The sequence below is a fragment of the Streptomyces sp. NBC_00154 genome (assembly GCF_026342835.1).
Classification (GTDB): domain Bacteria; phylum Actinomycetota; class Actinomycetes; order Streptomycetales; family Streptomycetaceae; genus Streptomyces.
The window spans coordinates 1,775,811-1,792,508 of sequence record NZ_JAPEMI010000001.1 but is presented as its reverse complement, the minus strand read 5'-3'; the positions used below and the strand labels follow the sequence as shown (position 1 = coordinate 1,792,508).

At 69.2% G+C, this 16,698-nt stretch carries 13 protein-coding genes and 2 tRNA genes; 7 read left to right on the top strand and 8 right to left on the bottom strand.

Going from position 1 to position 16,698, the window contains the following annotated elements; translation table 11 throughout:
• Positions 1–7: 7 nt before the first annotated feature.
• A complete protein-coding gene (locus tag OHA03_RS07815) occupies positions 8–577 on the bottom strand; it encodes a PPA1309 family protein (RefSeq protein ID WP_267002082.1) in 570 nt (189 codons plus the stop codon).
• A 127-nt stretch (positions 578–704) separates the two neighbouring features.
• Here OHA03_RS07815 and OHA03_RS07810 point away from each other — a divergent pair, with 127 nt between their 5' ends.
• From OHA03_RS07810 to OHA03_RS07795, 4 genes are all read left to right on the top strand, one after another.
• On the top strand, positions 705–3,578 hold the full coding sequence (locus OHA03_RS07810) for a UPF0182 family protein (RefSeq protein WP_267007969.1): 2,874 nt from the start codon (positions 705–707) through the stop codon (positions 3,576–3,578).
• Between the two features lie 64 nt (positions 3,579–3,642).
• Positions 3,643–3,716: transfer RNA gene (locus tag OHA03_RS07805), tRNA-Met, on the top strand.
• Between the two features lie 214 nt (positions 3,717–3,930).
• The gene (locus OHA03_RS07800; protein ID WP_267002080.1) at positions 3,931–6,009 is read left to right on the top strand and encodes a sel1 repeat family protein; all 2,079 of its coding nucleotides are present in this window, start codon (positions 3,931–3,933) and stop codon (positions 6,007–6,009) included.
• A 123-nt stretch (positions 6,010–6,132) separates the two neighbouring features.
• Positions 6,133–6,206, top strand: a tRNA-Met gene (locus OHA03_RS07795).
• Between the two features lie 81 nt (positions 6,207–6,287).
• On the opposite strand, the gene OHA03_RS07790 is transcribed toward OHA03_RS07795, so the two are convergent.
• The 4 genes from OHA03_RS07790 to OHA03_RS07775 all read right to left on the bottom strand — a co-directional run bounded on the left by OHA03_RS07790 (position 6,288) and on the right by OHA03_RS07775 (position 9,924).
• Positions 6,288–7,433, bottom strand: coding sequence for an ABC transporter substrate-binding protein (locus OHA03_RS07790; RefSeq protein ID WP_267002078.1), 1,146 nt, complete (start codon positions 7,431–7,433; stop codon positions 6,288–6,290).
• Between the two features lie 44 nt (positions 7,434–7,477).
• Positions 7,478–8,350, bottom strand: coding sequence for an ABC transporter permease (locus OHA03_RS07785; protein WP_267002076.1), 873 nt, complete (start codon positions 8,348–8,350; stop codon positions 7,478–7,480).
• Positions 8,347–9,168, bottom strand: a complete 822-nt coding sequence (locus tag OHA03_RS07780) for an ABC transporter ATP-binding protein (protein WP_267002074.1) — start codon at positions 9,166–9,168, stop codon at positions 8,347–8,349. Before OHA03_RS07780 ends, OHA03_RS07785 begins: the two co-directional genes overlap by 4 nt.
• Positions 9,169–9,504: 336 nt before the next feature.
• Positions 9,505–9,924, bottom strand: coding sequence for a Fur family transcriptional regulator (locus OHA03_RS07775; RefSeq protein ID WP_267002072.1), 420 nt, complete (start codon positions 9,922–9,924; stop codon positions 9,505–9,507).
• 164 nt (positions 9,925–10,088) lie between these two features.
• Here OHA03_RS07775 and OHA03_RS07770 point away from each other — a divergent pair, with 164 nt between their 5' ends.
• Positions 10,089–11,540, top strand: coding sequence for a catalase (locus tag OHA03_RS07770; RefSeq protein WP_267002070.1), 1,452 nt, complete (start codon positions 10,089–10,091; stop codon positions 11,538–11,540).
• A 77-nt stretch (positions 11,541–11,617) separates the two neighbouring features.
• On the opposite strand, the gene OHA03_RS07765 is transcribed toward OHA03_RS07770, so the two are convergent.
• Together OHA03_RS07765 and hisN are read right to left on the bottom strand one after the other, a co-directional pair.
• On the bottom strand, positions 11,618–12,019 hold the full coding sequence (locus tag OHA03_RS07765; RefSeq protein ID WP_267002068.1) for a cyclic nucleotide-binding/CBS domain-containing protein: 402 nt from the start codon (positions 12,017–12,019) through the stop codon (positions 11,618–11,620).
• A 183-nt stretch (positions 12,020–12,202) separates the two neighbouring features.
• Positions 12,203–13,003 carry a histidinol-phosphatase gene (gene hisN, locus OHA03_RS07760; RefSeq protein WP_267002066.1) on the bottom strand — a complete coding sequence of 267 codons (801 nt, stop codon included), beginning with the start codon at positions 13,001–13,003 and terminating at the stop codon, positions 12,203–12,205.
• Positions 13,004–13,123: 120 nt separating this feature from the next.
• Between hisN and OHA03_RS07755 the strand changes: the two genes are divergently transcribed.
• A complete protein-coding gene (locus tag OHA03_RS07755) occupies positions 13,124–13,729 on the top strand; it encodes a TetR/AcrR family transcriptional regulator (protein ID WP_267002064.1) in 606 nt (201 codons plus the stop codon).
• A 22-nt stretch (positions 13,730–13,751) separates the two neighbouring features.
• Here OHA03_RS07755 and OHA03_RS07750 read toward each other — a convergent pair whose 3' ends face one another.
• Positions 13,752–15,443, bottom strand: a complete 1,692-nt coding sequence (locus tag OHA03_RS07750) for an ABC transporter family substrate-binding protein (RefSeq protein ID WP_267002062.1) — start codon at positions 15,441–15,443, stop codon at positions 13,752–13,754.
• 243 nt (positions 15,444–15,686) lie between these two features.
• On the opposite strand from OHA03_RS07750, the gene OHA03_RS07745 reads away from it, so the two are divergent.
• Positions 15,687–16,670 carry an ABC transporter permease gene (locus OHA03_RS07745; protein ID WP_267002060.1) on the top strand — a complete coding sequence of 328 codons (984 nt, stop codon included), beginning with the start codon at positions 15,687–15,689 and terminating at the stop codon, positions 16,668–16,670.
• Positions 16,671–16,698 lie beyond the last annotated feature (28 nt).

Sequence of the window (16,698 nt, the reverse complement as noted above, 5' to 3'; positions counted from 1 at the left end):
GCTGCGGTCAGGACTCGAACGTGGCGGCCAGCGCCTCGGCCAGCCCCGGCACCAGGCCGGCGCCGGTCAGCACCTCGGTCGGGGAGTCCTTCTCCCGGAGCCGTACGGCCGACTCCCGCGCACCGTTGCGCAGGACGGCCACGGTCATCCGCACCTCCTGCCGGTCGGGGTGCTTGGCGACCCACTTGGTCAGCTGGGCGTCACTGAGCCCCTCCGGTACGGAGGACTCGGCGGACGGCGGCAGCATCAGGCGCTCCACCGTCATGGCGCAGCCGGCGACCGCGTCGGGCCAGGCGATCGTGGCGAGGAACTCGTCCAGCGCCTTTCCGGGGGGAAGCTCCTCCTGCTCGATGGGGGTGAGTGCGGCGGTGGTCGAATCGGAGCTGTCGAGACCGAGCTGGGCGGCGAGACCGGGCTCCTGGACCCGCAGCTTGGCGGTATCGACGAGCGCGAAGAGCCGGGCCGGCTGGTCCCAGCCGAGGCCGGAGGCGTACTCGTCGATCTCGAGCACGGCGACAGTGAGGGGGCTCGCGGCCATCGGGGGGCCTGAGGGGGAAACGTTGGACATGCTCAACATCCTCCCTCCTTCCGCCCCGGGAACGGGAACTAGGTAAAGCCTCAGTAAGTTGCATAGGTGGGCTCTACGATCGCTGGGCCTGCTTCACACGACCGCGAACTTCGAGGGGCGCACGTTGGCTTTCCAGATGCCGGACCGCGGCGGGAGCCCGACCGGGCCACGGATCAGAGTCGGCCGCCCGTCCCGGCGCGCCCGTACCCTGCTCATGACACTGGGCGTCCTGGCGATTCTCGCCATGGTGTTCGTCATGTTCGCCGGGTTCTGGACGGACTGGCTCTGGTACCGGTCGGTCGCGTATTCGTCCGTCTTCACCACCACCCTGTGGACCAAGATCGGGCTGTTCCTCGTCTTCGGACTGCTGATGGCGATCGCCGTCGGCGTGAACATCTGGCTCGCGCACCGGCTCCGGCCGCCGCTGAGCGCGATGTCGATGGAGCAGCAGAGCCTGGACCGCTACCGGATGAGTGTGGCCCCGTACAAGAGGTGGGTGCTGCTCGCGATCACCGCGCTCGTCGGGCTGATCGCCGGAGCGTCCGCCTCGGGCCAGTGGCGTACGTGGCTGATGTACGTGAACGGCGTGTCGTTCGGGCAGAAGGACCCCCAGTTCCACCTGGACGTGTCCTTCTACGCCTTCGACCTGCCGTGGTACCGCTTCCTGCTGGGCTTCGGCTTCGCGGCCACGGTGCTCTCGCTGATCGCCGCCGCCCTGACCCACTACCTGTACGGCGGGCTCCGCATCACCAGCCCCGGCGCGCGGGCGACCGGCGCGGCCACCGGCCACCTGTCGGTGCTGCTCGGCGTCTTCGTCTCGCTGAAGGCCGTGGCGTACTGGCTCGACCGGTACGGCCTCGCCGTGAAGTCCAGTGACTTCAAGGCGACGGACAACTGGACGGGCCTGCGCTACGTCGATGCCAACGCCTACCTGCCGGCGAAGACGATCCTGTTCTGCATCGCCGCGATCTGCGCCGTGCTGTTCTTCGCGACGCTGTGGCGCCGCACCTGGCAGCTCCCGGTGATCGGTTTCGGCCTGATGGTGCTCTCCGCGATCCTGATCGGCGGGCTGTACCCGGCGATCGTGCAGAAGTTCCAGGTCCAGCCGAACGAGCAGGCCAAGGAAGCCCCGTTCATCCGGAAGAACATCGAGGCGACGCGTGACGCGTACGACATCGATGACGCCCAGGTGAACGACTACACGGGCAAGAGCACCACGACCGACGACGCGAAGCTCCGTGCCAGCGCGGACGAAGCGGCGAGCTACCGGGTGATGGACCCCAACGTCGTCTCCCCGGCCTTCCAGCAGCTCCAGCAGAAGAGGAACTACTACCAGTTCCCCAAGACGCTGGACGTCGACCGCTACAAGGACGCCGCCGGCAAGGACCAGGACACGGTCATCGGTCTGCGCGAGCTCAATCTGGAGGGCATCCCCAAGCGCAACTGGATCAACGACCACTTCACGTACACCCACGGCTACGGTGCCATTGCCGCCCGGGGCACCACGACGGGCACGAACCCGAAGGGCTCCCCGGACTTCACCGAGTCCGGTCTGCCGACCACCGGCCAGCTCGGCTCGTACGAGCAGCAGATCTACTACGGCGAGAAGACCGAGCAGTACTCCATCGTCGGCGGGCCCCAGAAGGAGCTCGACTACGAGGAGGACGGCGAGAAGACCACCAGCTACGAGGGCAACAGCGGGGTCAGTCTCGGCAGCGCCTTCAACCGCGCCGCGTACGCGGTGTCGTTCAGCGAGCCGCAGATCCTCTACTCGGGGGCCATCGGCAACGGTTCGCGGATTCTCTACAACCGCACGCCCAAGGAGCGCGTCGAGGCGGTCGCCCCGTGGCTGACCATCGACGGCGACGCCTATCCGGCCGTGGTGAACCACCGCATCCAGTGGGTCGTCGACGCGTACACCACCACCAACGGGTACCCGTACGCCTCGCGTACGACGCTCGGTGACACCACGGCCGACTCGCTCACCACCAACCAGCGTGCGGTCGTCGCCCAGCAGAACCAGGTCAACTACATCCGCAACTCGGTGAAGGCCACCGTCGACGCGTACGACGGCAAGGTCAAGCTGTACGAGTGGGACACCAAGGACCCGGTCCTCAAGACCTGGCGCAAGGCGTTCCCGGGGACGGTGGAGCCGCGGGCCGACATCCCCAAGGACCTGATGGACCACCTGCGGTACCCGCAGGACCTGTTCAAGGTGCAGCGCGAGCTGCTCACCCGCTACCACGTCACCAACCCCGCACAGTTCTACAGCGGCAGTGACGCGTGGCAGGTCCCGGACGACCCGACCAACAAGGAGTCCGGCGCCGTCCCGCCGTACTACCTGAGCATAAAGATGCCGGACCAGACGGCTCAGAAGTTCTCGCTGACCACCACCTTCACTCCGAAGGGGCGGCCCGACCTCGGGGCGTTCATGGCAGTGGACGCGGATGCGGCCAGCAAGGACTACGGCACGATAAGGCTGTTGAGAGTCACCACGACGGTGAAGGGACCCGGCCAGGTACAGAGCGAGCTCAACGGCAACGACGATGTCGCCGAGTTCGTGAGGAATCTCAAGGGCACCGACTCCGACATCGAGTACGGCAACCTGCTGACCGTGCCGCTCGACGGCGGCTTCCTGTACGTCGAGCCGGTGTACACGCGCGGTGGCACGCAGAACTATCCGCTGCTGCGCAAGGTCGCCGCCTCGTACGGTTCGAAGACCGTCTTCGAGAACAGCCTCGGGGAGGCACTCAACGCGGTCTTCGGAGTGGAGGACACCGGCACCAGCCAGCCGCCGGCGGAGACCACCCGGCCACCGGGCACGAAGCCACCGGCCACCGGTGACGCCGCACTGAAGCGGGCGATCGCGGATGCGCAGAAGGCCTACACCGAAGGCGAGGCAGCCCTGAAGAAGCAGGACTGGACCGCCTACGGCAAGGCCCAGGCGGATCTGGAGGACGCGCTGCGGCGTGCGGCTGCGGCCCAGCCCAAGACGGAGAAGCGCAGCTGAGCGGCGGCCGGTAGCAACGGGTAAAGCACCACCCTCGCATCGTGGTACGGTTTGAACACAACGACGCGGGGTGGAGCAGCTCGGTAGCTCGCTGGGCTCATAACCCAGAGGTCGCAGGTTCAAATCCTGTCCCCGCTACTGAAAAGATGAAGACCCGGATCCTTTCGAGGATCCGGGTCTTCGTCGTGTTGCGGAGACTTTCTCGCACAAAGGGCCTGAAGTGCGGTTTGCGGGGCATGAGTTGGCTCCGAACGTGTTTGACTTATCTCTCTGTGGGCATGTCGACAAAACGCTGAAGTGACCTCACTGGCCGCGAGATACCAGGTGTACGCGGGTTGCAGGTGGTGGGACGATGGTATTTATGGGGGACAGGGCAACTCTGTTGGAGACAGGGCGGTTTGTGCAGCGGCGCGTCCATGGGATGGGAAACACGGCAGATGCGGCTTTTGCCGCCCATGTCACGGATGACGCCGAGGCCGTCCAGGCCTTCGAGGACGGTGGGACCGCCGGGGGCGCGGAGCCGTCCTGCAGCGCCGAGAGCACTCAGGGCATCGAGAACACCGAGAGCACGGAGACCGCCGAGAGCGAGGCGCGGCACCGTCGTGCCGCCGACGCCGGAGACACCGCATCGATGAGCGTCCTCGGTGCGCTGCTGCTGCGCCGAGGCGATCTGAACGGCGCCGAGCCCTATCTGCGTGCGGCCACCGCCGACGGCGACCGGGCTGCCGCCAACAATCTGGGCGTCCTCCTGCACCAGCGCGGCTACGCCGACGAGGCGGCCGGCTGGTGGCGTATCGCCGCCGTCGCCGGTTCCGCCGCCGCGGCCCACGCGCTGGGCCGCCACTACCGCGAGCGTGGCGACGAGCCGGGCGCCGAGTACTGGCTGCGCCAGTCCGCCGAGCAGGGCCATGCGCTGGGCGCGTACGCGCTCGCCGACCTGCTGGAACACCGCAGCGACGTCGGCGCCGAGCGCTGGCTGCGCGCCGCCGCCGAGCAGGGGCACCGAGAGGCCGCGTACCGCCTGGCACGCACCCTGGAGAGCAAGGCTGCCGACGACCCGCACGACGCGTTCGGCCGCCCGGGGGCGGACGCCGGGCTGGGGGCGGGCCTGCCTGCGCGCAGTGGCGCCGCCGACGGCACCGGAACCGGAACCGGTGCGCGCAAGGAGGGCCGTGCGGGCGGGCGCAAGGACGACGGACCCGTGGCGGGTCCCGCCGCCGGGCGCATCGATGAGGCCGAGCAGTGGTACCGGCAGGCCGCCGCGCGCGGTCACCGCCGCGCCGCCCTGCATCTCGGCGCCATTTTGGAACAGCGCGGCGAGCTCAAGGAGGCCGGCCGCTGGTACCTCACCTCCGCCAAGGGCGGCGAGGCCCGGGCGGCCTGCGCGCTCGGCTTCCTGCTGCGCGACGCAGGCGACGAGGAGAGCGCGGCCGTGTGGTGGCTGCGCGCCGCCCAGGAGGGCGACGGCAACGCGGCCAACGCTCTGGGCGCCCTGCACGCCGCCCGCGGCGAGCAGCAGACCGCCGAGCGCTGGTACCGCGCCGCCATGGACGCGGGCGACGTCAACGGCGCGTACAACCTGGGGCTGCTCTGTGCCGCCCAGGACCGTACACCGCAGGCCGAGCAGTGGTACCGCCGTGCCGCCTACGCCGGTCACCGCGAGGCCGCCAACGCCCTGGCCGTGCTGCTGCTCCAGGCGGGCGACGCGACCGGCGCGCAGCCCTGGTTCTCCAAGGCCGCCGAGGCGGGCAGCGTCGACGCCGCCTTCAACCTCGGTATTCTGCACGCCGGGCGCGACGAGGACCGGGCAGCTCTGAGCTGGTACGAGAGGGCCGCGGCCGCCGGGCACACCGAGGCCGCGCTGCAGGTCGGCATGGCCCTGCTGCACCACGGCGAGGAGCAGGAGGCCGAACGCCATCTGCGCTGCGCCGCGGGTGGCGGCAGTGCCGAGGCGGCCTTCCGGCTGGCCGGGGTGCTGGACTCGCGGCAGCCGCCGCCGGGACCGCCCGGGCTCGGTGAGCCGATGCCGGAGAAGACCGAGTGCGAGGCCTGGTACGAGCGGGCCGCCGAGCAGGGGCACCGCCGCGCCCAGGTGCGCGTCGGCATGCTCGCCGCCGCCCGCGGTGATCTGGAGAGCGCCGCGCGCTGGTACCGCGAGGCCGCCGAGTCGGGCAGCCGCAACGGTGCCTTCAATCTGGGGCTGCTCCTCGCCCGTGAGGGCAGCGAGCGCGAGGCCGCCCTGTGGTGGAGCCGCGCCGCCAACGACGGCCACGGCCGGGCCGCGCTGCGGCTGGCCCTGCTCGCTGCCCGCCGCGGCGAGCTCACCGAGGGGCAGCGCTGGTGCGCGCGTGCGGTCGAGCTGGGCCCGGCGGAGGTCGCGGAGCGGGCCGCCAGGCTCCGTGAGGCCCTGCACCAGGAGCTGACCGCGTAGCGGTGTGCGGGGGTGCGACACGGGCGTCACAGGGGTGGCGGTGCCCCGCGACACCGCGCTTCTCACAGTCGGCAGAAACGGATTTGCGCTGGTCCAGGGCGTCACGTAATGTTGTGTTCACGACGCGGGGTGGAGCAGCTCGGTAGCTCGCTGGGCTCATAACCCAGAGGTCGCAGGTTCAAATCCTGTCCCCGCTACTGAAGACAGAAGGCCGGATCCTTTCGAGGATCCGGCCTTCTGTGCATGCCGCCTTCTCTGCATGCCGTACGGGCGCCGCATCAGAGTCTGTGGCCCACCGCCTCCCCGTACGTCGCCCGGTCGACGGCCTTCTCCTCCGGTACCGGCGGCTTGCCCTCCGAGACGCCCGCGTCGCTGTACGCCTGCTGCAGCCGGTCCGTCGTGCCCTTCCGGATCTCCCAGTCCATCCGCATGGACGGCGTCGACCGCAGCGTCGCCTCGTCGATCTTCATCAGCTTCGCCAGCTCCGTCACGAACGCGGGATCGGACTTGTAGTCCCCGGCGAAGTAGGTGTTCACCGTCCGGATGTAGGCGCGGAGAAAGGCGACACCCGCGTCCGGGTCCTCGGTCAGCAGCGTCGGGCCGAAGAGCAGGCCGCCGAGCGGCTCGCCGACCGGCTGGCCGCCCATGAACGCGTACCGCTTGTCGCCGTCCACCTTGCGCCAGACCGGGTCGAGCAGCCAGGCGGAGTCCACGCCGCCGTTCTGCAGGGCGGTCAGTACGTCCGCGGAGCCGAGCTGCTGGAAACTGATCTTGTCGAGGCCGCCGCCGTGCTTCTTCAGCGAGGTGTCCATCGGGTACGCGATGACCGAGCCCTTGCCGATCATCGTCCCCATCCTCCGCCCCGCCATGTCGACGTGTCCGGCGCTCTCGCCCTTCTTGAGGCGCACCCAGAGGCCGCTCTTGGAGGTGGGATCGGGGGAGAAGTTCCCTGCCACCCACTTGATGTCGAAGCCGCCGTTGATGCCGTTCATCACGGCTGCCTCGGGGGCTGCCCACTGAGCGTCGACATCGCCCTTGGCGAGCAGAGGCAGGGCGTCCGGGGTGGGAAGCACCTTCAGTTCGACGTCCAGGCCCTCCTTGGCGAACTCGCCCTTCGCCACGGCGACCTGGAGCGGAGCGACGTACTCCGCACTGAGTGTGCCGGTGGCGACGGTGACCTTCCGCTTCTTCGCCAGCGGCTGAGGGGCGGGCGCGCCCTTGTCGCATCGGGCCGGCTTGCGATCGGCCGCCAGATCGGCCGGGTCGGTCCAGCTGCCCGCGCCGCAGCCGGCGACGGGCTTGACGGTGCGCGGCGCGGCGTCGGCGCCGCCGCTGCCGGAATCGTTCTTGGCGCAGCCCGCCGCGGCGAGCAGCGATGCCGCGACGAGCGCGACGGTGCAGGTGAGAGGGGTACGTGTGCGCACAGTGCCTCCGTACGAAGAACTCGGTGGAGCAGGTGGGGTGCCGTTCACGACTGGCTGCGGCCGCGGTCGCGCGGGGCCCACGGGGTGAGCAGCCGTCCGGCGATCCGCACCATTTCGGAGAAGGCGACGCCGAGCACCGCCACGCAGACGATGCCGACGAACATCACGTCGTTCTGGAACAGCGCCCGGGAGTCGAAGATCAGATGGCCGAGCCCGTCGGCCGCGGCGATCTGCTCGGACGCCACGATGACCAGGACGGCCACCCCCGCCGCGATCCGTGCGCCGACCAGCACCGCGGGCAGTGAGGCGGGCAGCAGTACATGCCGGAACATCTGCCAGGGCGAGGCTCCGAAGACCTGGCCGGCGTCGCGGTGACCGATCGGGACGGCGAGGACTGCCGCCATGGTGGAGATCCAGACGAAGAAGAAGACCGTGGCGGCGACCAGAGCGATCTGCGGCCCTTCGCCGAGGCCGAACATATTGAGGAACACCGGCAGCAGGGCCAGCTTCGGTACGACGTACAGGGCGTCGAGCAACGGCTCCAGCGCCGCGCGTACGAGCGAGAGCGAGCCCATCAGCAGGCCGAGCGCGTATCCGGCGGCGGTACCGATCGCATAGCCGCCGAGAACGCGCTTGAGCGTGGCCCACACATCCGGCCACAGATCGCCGTCGGCCGCCCGGTCCCAGCCGTCGGCAAGGATGGTGGACGGGGCAGGGTAGACGCGGTCGTCGATCCAGGACCGGGCGGCGGCCAGCTGCCAGAGCAGGACGAGGACCAGCGGCACGGCGACGGCGAGCGCCAGCTCCAGGGTGCGGCGCCTGCGATGGGTGCGTACGGGATACAGCTCCTGCGGGCCCGGCCTGCGGACCAGGACGGTTCCACCCTCCCGAGGCGCGTCTTTCACGGCGGTGCTCATGCCGGGATCACCTCTCGACGGACCTCGCCGCGCAGCAGCTCCCACAACTCGCTCTTCAGTGCGGTGAATTCGGGTGTCGAACGGACGTGGCCGGTTCGCGGCCGGGCGAACGGCGGCCGGTGTTCGGCAATGATCCGGCCCGGCCTGGCGGACATCACCAGTACCCGGTCGCCGAGCACGATCGCCTCTTCCAGGCTGTGGGTGATGAAGAGCGTGGTGGTACGGGTGGTCTGGGTGAGGTCGAGCAGCTCGTCCTGGAGGATCGTCCGCAGCTGGGCGTCGAGCGCCGCGAACGGCTCGTCCATCAGCAGGATTTCGGGCTCGACGGCGAGGGCGCGGGCGATCGCGACGCGCTGCCGCATCCCGCCGGAGAGAGCGGCGGGATAGGCGCCGGCGAACTCGGAGAGCCCCATCCGGGCGAGCCAGTCACGCGCCCTGGCGTCGGCCTCCTTGCGCGGTACGCGCTGGATGTCGAGGCCGAACCGGACATTGGCGAGAACGGTCTTCCAGTCGTAGATGCCGTAGTCCTGGAAGATCATCGCGGCCGGGCGGGGCGATGCCGTACGGATGGACAGCTCACCCGCGCTGGGGCGGAGCAGCCCGGCGGCGATCCGCAGCAGGGTGGACTTCCCGCAACCGGAGGGGCCGACGATGCAGGTGAACTCGCCGGGTGCGATGTCGAGATCGACCGGGCCGAGGGCGGTGAGGGCCTTGGCGCCGCGCCCGAACGTGCGGGTGAGCGCGTGGGCCCGGAGCGTGGGGGCGGTGGGCGTGGGCGTTGGGGTCGGTGACGGTGGGGTCGGGTGCGGATCTCCCACGGGTCTCTCCTCGCGCAGTCGAGGTGTGGATCCGCCGCTGGGCGGACGCGATCGCCGCCGACGATATGACGACCCGTCAGATTCGGGAAGGGGGTGTGCGCGGGGTGGATGGGTGCGGACGTCGCCGGGGCTGCGGCTGCAGCGGCTTGCCCGGCTGTCGGCGCTCCGCCCTCGCTGAACGCGCGGTCGGCGCGCACCTCCGGCAGGCCCTGCGGGTGCCCGTCGAAGTGGTTCCGCACCGGAGCGGCCGGTGTGGCGCGCAGGCTCGGTTCCGGTCGGGTGGAATGCGAAAGGGCCCGGTGCGAGTGTCACTCGCACCGGGCCCTTCGTCCCGTCTCAGGCAGTCGCGGCGCAGTTCGGGCAGATGCCGCGGTACGTCACCTCGACATCGGAGACCGTGAAGCCGAACCGCTCGTCCGTCGGCAGGTCCGCCAGTGGGTCGCCCGCCGGGTGCACGTCACGGATGGCGCCGCACCGGGCGCAGACCAGGTGCTGGTGGGGGCGGTGTGCGTTCGGGTCGTACCGCTTCGCGCGGTGATCGGTGGAGACCTCGATGACCTCGCCGAGCGTCACCATCTCACCGAGCGTGTTGTAGACGGTGGCGCGGGAGATCTCCGGGAGCTTGGCGACGGCCCGGGCGTGCACCTCGTCGGCCGTCAGGTGCACATGGTCCCCGTCGAGGACCTCGGCCACGACGCGCCGCTGCGCGGTCATGCGCCAGCCGCGTCCGCGGAGTCGTTCCAACAGGTCACTCATAAGAGCAAGCCTAACAGTGAGGGAGCCCTGGTTCCGAACGGGTGTGACTTTGGACCCTAGCTTGACTTGGACATAGTCCATTGTAGGATCGTGCCATAAGCAAGGGACAGGCTGTGCGGACATCAGGACATGACGGATGTGCAGGAACGACGCAGGAGGCGCACGTGACGCAGGGACCGCTCACCACGGAGGCCGGCGCGCCGGTCGCCGACAACCAGAACAGTCAGACCGCAGGCGTCGGTGGTCCGGTCCTGGTGCAGGACCAGTTGCTGCTGGAGAAGCTCGCGCACTTCAACCGTGAGCGCATTCCGGAGCGCATCGTGCACGCTCGCGGCGCCGGTGCGTACGGCACCTTCACGCTGACCCGCGACGTCTCGCAGTGGACGCGTGCGAAGTTCCTCTCCGAGGTCGGCAAGCAGACCGAGACGTTCCTGCGCTTCTCCACCGTCGCGGGCAACCTCGGCTCCGCCGACGCGGTACGCGACCCCCGCGGTTTCGCGCTGAAGTTCTACACCGAAGAGGGCAACTACGACCTCGTCGGCAACAACACCCCGGTGTTCTTCATCAAGGACGCCATCAAGTTCCCGGACTTCATCCACACCCAGAAGCGCGATCCGTACACCGGCTCGCAGGAGGCGGACAACGTCTGGGACTTCTGGGGTCTGTCGCCCGAGTCCACCCACCAGGTGACCTGGCTCTTCGGTGACCGCGGTATCCCGGCCACGCTGCGCCACATGAACGGGTACGGCTCGCACACGTACCAGTGGAACAACGAGGCCGGCGAGGTCTTCTGGGTCAAGTACCACTTCAAGACCGACCAGGGCATCAAGAACCTCACGCAGGCCGAGGCCAACAAGCTCGCCGGCGAGGACCCGGACAGCCACCAGCGCGATCTGCGCGAGGCGATCGAGCGCGGCGACTTCCCGTCCTGGACGGTGCAGGTCCAGATCATGCCCGCGTCCGAGGCGGCCACCTACCGCTTCAACCCGTTCGACCTCACCAAGGTGTGGCCGCACGCGGACTACCCGCCGATCGAGATCGGGAAGCTGGAGCTCAACCGCAACCCCGAGAACATCTTCGCGGAGACCGAGCAGTCGATCTTCAGCCCCGCGCACTTCGTGCCGGGCATCGGCCCGTCCCCGGACAAGATGCTCCAGGGCCGCCTCTTCGCCTACGGCGACGCCCACCGCTACCGCGTCGGGATCAACGCCGACCACCTGCCCGTGAACCGTCCGCACGCCACCGAGGCGCGGACGAACAGCCGGGACGGCTACCTGTACGACGGCCGCCACAAGGGTGCGAAGAACTACGAGCCCAACAGCTTCGGCGGTCCGGTCCAGACCGACCGTCCGCTGTGGGAGCCCACCACCGTCACCGGTGGGACCGGTACCCACGAGGCCCCGCGCCACGCCGAGGACAACGACTTCGTGCAGGCCGGGAACCTCTACCGGCTCTTCTCCGAGGACGAGAAGGTCCGGCTGATCGACAACCTCGCCGGGTTCATCGCCAAGGTCTCGCGCGACGACATCGCCGAGCGCGCGATCAACAACTTCCGCCAGGCGGACGGCGACTTCGGCAAGCGGCTGGAGGTCGCGGTCCAGGCCCTTCGCGGCTAGTACGGACGGCTGCCGGTGGGCTGGTCCCCTCTGCATCGAGGGGGCCGGTCCACCTGCCGTACGTGCGTAAGGGGCGGTCAGCCGACCAGTTCCACCGGGTGGCGCCTGGTGGGCGCCCAGCAGCGGATGATGTCGCGGACCGAGACGATACCGACGGGCCCGTGGTCGTCCAACACGATCAGATGCCGGAAGCCGCCATGTGTCATGGCCTCTGCGGCCTCCTCCAGGGTCCAGCTGGGCGCGGCGAAGACCACATCGGTGGTGGTGTGGGTGGATGCGGTCTCGGTGTCGGGGTTCTGGCCGGCGCCGACCGCATTGAGGATGTCGCGCTCGGTGATGATGCCGAGTCCGCTGGTGTCCCGGTCGAGGACGACGGCTGCGCCGATGCGGCGGGCCGACATCAGCTGAGCCGCCTGGCGGAGCGTGTGCGTGGGGCCGATGGTGAGGACCATCGTGCTCATGGCGTCACGGACGAGCATGAAGGGAGCCACCTCCTTCGTGAAGCGACCACGTGAGCCGATTCACAAGTTCACAAGTGGGGGGACTCTCAGCGTTGCATCCTTGGGGGAGTCCAACAAGGGGTACGTGGAGATCATTCGAGGGGCGCGCGGAAGCGGACCGCACGCCCCTCGGGAGTCTGTACGCCTCGTAGCGGCGCCGGATCAGTACCGCTGGTTCAGATATCCCAGCAGCTCGTGGTGGAGCAGCCCGTTCGAGGCAGCCGCGTTCCCGCCGCCCGGACCGGGCACCCCGTCCAGGCTGGTGAACCGGCCACCCGCCTCCTGGACGATGATCGCGTTCGCCGCCATGTCCCAGAGCGACAGCTCCGGCTCCGCGCAGATGTCCACGGAACCCTCGGCGACCATCATGTACGGCCAGAAGTCCCCGTACCCACGCGTACGCCAGCAGGCCCGGGTCAGATCCATGAACCCGTCGAGCCGGCCCTGCTCCTCCCAGCCGGTCATCGACGCGTACGCGAACGAGGCGTCCGAGATCCGCTCGACCTTCGAGACATGCAGCCGGCTCGCGGAGGTGAGGCTGCGGCCGGAGAACGCCCCCGCGCCCTTCGCCGCCCACCAGCGGCGCCCCAGCGCGGGGGCCGACACCACGCCCACCACCGGCTGGAAGCCGTTCTCGCCCGCCTCCATCAGCGAGATCAGCGTCGCCCAGACCGGCACACCGCGCACGTAGTTCTTGGTGCCGTCGATCGGGTCGACGACCCAGCGGCGCGGGCCGGTGCCCTCGATCCCGTACTCCTCGCCGAGGATCGCGTCGCGCGGGCGCGCCCGATGGAGGTGACCGCGGATCAGCTCCTCGGCGGCCTTGTCGGCCTCGCTCACCGGCGTCATGTCCGGCTTGGTCTCAACCTTGAGGTCGAGAGCCTTGAACCGGTCCATCGTCGTCGCGTCGGCGGCGTCCGCCAGCACATGGGCGAGGCGCAGATCATCGTGGTAGTCGGGCATGTCGTCACAGTATCGACCGCAGGTGAACAGGGCCACAGGACCCTGGGGGTGCATGAACTCTTGACAGTGCGGGGGAGCGCGTCAACTCTGAACCGCAGACCCCTGGCGTGGGAGGCGACGATGCCTGCAGCGCGAGAAGCATTGCTGGACGCCGCCCTCTCGGCGCTCAGCACCCTGCCCTGGGCGACGGTGCGGATGGTCGACATTGCGTCCGCCGCGGGAGTCTCCCGGCAGACCCTCTACAACGAGTTCGGCAGCAAGGACGGCCTGGCCCGGGCTCTCGTCCGGCGCGCTGCCGATGGCTACCTCGCCGGTGTCGAACGGGCATTGGAACCGCCCGGCGGTACGGGGGACAGACTGGCCGCCACCGCCGCCTGGACGGTCCGGGCCGCTCGTACGAACACCCTGGTCAGGGCGTTGCTCACCGGTTGCTGGGGAGAGCGGTTACCCCGCCCCGCCCGCCTCTCGGGGCCGCCCTTCTCGCCCGTACCGGCGCAGCGGCGGGCCGATGCCGGGCCGCCGACCCCGGCCGAGCTGCTCGGCCTGGTGCGCGACCGCGCGGTGGCCGCCCTGGACGGGGGGCGTCCGCCGCACGACCCGGCGCTGGCCGTGACCTGCGAGATCGCGTTGCGCCTCGCACTGTCGTACGCGGTTGCCGCGTCCTCCGTCCCCACGGACGCCGCGCCGCTGGTGCGCGAGGTGGTGGAGCGGTGGCCCGCCGGGTGACGGGCGGGCCACCGGCGGCGCGCTACTTCTTCAGCCAGCCCACCTTGGTGTAGTCGATGGAGGCCAGGCCCTCGGCGCCGTAGTTCGCCAGGTCCTTGCGGACGGCGACAATCTGCGGGCGCTGGTAGAGCTCGATGGAGTGACCGAGCTTCCAGATCTCGACGTCCGCCTCGTTGTAGAGCTTGGTCGCCGCGGCCCGGTCGGTGGTCCGTGCGGCCTTCGACAGCAGTTCGTCGATCTTCGGGGAGCCGACCGAGCCGAAGTTCTGGAAGAGGTTCTTGCCCTTCGGCTGCCGGTACACCGGGTTAGACATGGTCAGATACACCTGGTCGACGTTGCGGAAGCTGACCAGGTCGAAGTTGCCGGTGTTGACGAACTTGTTGAAGAAGTCGTTCGCCGGGACCTTCTTGATGTTCACCTTCACGCCGATGACACCGAGCTGCTGCTGTACGAGCTCCGCCTGGTCCGTCTGGGCCGAGGTGCCGCCCGCGCTCAGGGCGTAGTCGAGCGTGAGCTGTTTGCCGCCCTTGGTGCGCGGCTTGCCCTCGCCGGCGTCCTTCCAGCCCGCCTCGTCGAGGAGCTTCTTCGCCTTCTCGACGTCGTACTCGCCGTATGCCCCGGCGTTGGCCTGGTAGCCAGCCTGGTTGGGCATGAAGAAGTGGTTGTCCAGCGGCTTCAGTTCGAAGGAGAGGTCCTTGCTGAAGCTGGCGTTGATGCCCTTGCGGTCGATCGCCGCCTGCAGGGCGTTGCGTACCTTCACGTCCTTCAGCGGCCCCCGGCCGCCGTTCAGGGTGATGTGCACCTCGTCCCAGCGGGCGCCGCGCCGGATCTCCGTGCCCGGCGCGTCGACCAGGCGCTTGTAGTCCTCCGGGAGGAGCGCGGTGGCCGAGTCCGTCTCGTTGTTGAGGTAGGCGTCGGTCATCGCGGAGAAGTCCAGCACCCGGTAGATCACCGAGTCCAGCTTGGGCTTGTCGCCCCACCACTTGGGGTCCGGAACGGCTGTGATGGTCTGCGCCGTCTTGTCGTACTCACCGATCTTGAAGGCGTTGCCCGAGACCGGGACCTTCTCCGACCAGCCCTTGTTGAACTTCTCCGGGGTGTCGATGTAGTCGGCCGGGTAGAGCGGGTCGAAGAGCCGCTGCCAGTCGGCGTACGGCTCGGTGAAGGTGACCTTCACGCCGTGGGCGTCCTTGCCCTGCTCGACCTTGGATATCTGCTCGTAGCCCGAGGTGTCGGCCGCCTCGTACGCCTCGTCCGAGCCGTTCAGGGCCTTCCACTGGGCCTCGAAGTCCTTCCAGCTCAACGGCTTGCCGTCGGACCACTTGGCCTTCGGGTTCAGCTGGTACTCCACCACCTGCGGGCTGGTGGAGACGACCTTCGCCGAGACCAGGAAGTTCGGGTTGGTGTGGATGGCGCCCTTGGCGTCCGAGTCGAAGAGGTCCGGCAGGACGAGTGCGCTGATCTCCATGGCATCGCCCTGCGAGCCGTCCACGGTGTTGTAGTTGTACTGGGTGATCCACTGAGTGATCGGCACCTTCACCGATCCGCCCTGCCTGAGGTCGCTGAGCGGGTGCGCGTTGATGTCCTGGCCGTCGGCCTTGGGCGCCGCCTGCTTCTTCGGCGCCTTGCCGTCCGCGCCGGAGGAGTCGCAGCCGGTCACCGCCAAGGCGGCCGACAGGGCTGCGGCGATGGCGATCACTGTGGTTCTGCGCATCGGTATTCATTCCTCCGGTTCGGGCGCGGTCCGATCGAGGCCGCGGCTGCGGAGACCGTAAGTCGATCTTCGGGCTGGTGGGAGGGCAGCCTGGGTGGTTTCATGGTTTCTTTGCATGTCCGCAACAAAAACCAGTCAAGCTGGGCCGGTGGGACCTGCGCCGACGGAGCCTGCCGTGGCCGCGATCCGGCCCGCCGGCTCCTGCACGACCCTTGTGAACGCCCTTGTGGAGGACCAACACCTGTGGCCGCCTTTCTGGCCAAGCGACTCGGCTACTACGCCGTCCTGTTGCTGGCCGCCGTCTGCCTGTCGTACCTCCTCGCGTCCCTGACGCTCGACCCGCGCGCGTACTACGAGGGGCGCCAGCCGCCCCTCTCGCCCAGGTCCGTCGACCATCACCTCACCGCTCTCGGGGTCAATGACCACGAGCCGCTGCTCACCCGGTTCGGGCAGTGGGCCGGGCGCGCGGTCCGCGGTGATCTCGGGCAGACCATCGACGGGACCTCGGTGGGCGCAGAGTTCGGGCGCCGGATCGGCGTCAGCCTGCGGCTGCTTCTGCTCGGCACCGTCCTCGGGACCGTCGTGGGCGTGCTCGCCGGCGCCTGGACCGCCGTACGCCAGTACCGGCTCTCCGACCGACTGGTCACCCTCGCCTCGTTCGTCCTGCTCTCCACCCCCGTCTTCCTGCTCGCGGTGCTCCTGAAGATCGGCGCGATCTGGTTCAACCAGAAGACCGGCACCGACGCCATCCAGTTCACCGGCGAGAAGAGCCCCGGCGTGGACTCCGGGTTCTGGACCGTGCTGCAGGACAGGGCGGTGCATCTGCTGCTGCCGACCGTCTCCATCGCCCTCGGCACCGTTGCGAGTTACAGCCGCTACCAGCGCTCCACCATGCTCGACGTCCTCGGCTCCGACTATCTGCGCACCGCTCAGGCCAAGGGACTCACCCGGTCCACCGCGCTGCTCAAGCACGGGCTGCGCACGGCGCTCATTCCCATGTCGACCTACTTCAGTTACGGCTTCCTGGCGCTGTTCACCGGTGCCACCTTCACCGAGACGATCTTCGGCTGGCACGGCATGGGCGAATGGTTCGTCGCCTCCGTCGGCAAGAACGACGTCAACTCGGTGGTCGCCGTCAATGTGTTCGCCGCCGTGATGGTCCTCCTGTCCGGCTTCCTCGCGGATCTCCTGCACGCCGCGCTCGACCCGCGCATCCGGAACGCCTGAACCTGAACAGCCCGAGGAGTACGACTGT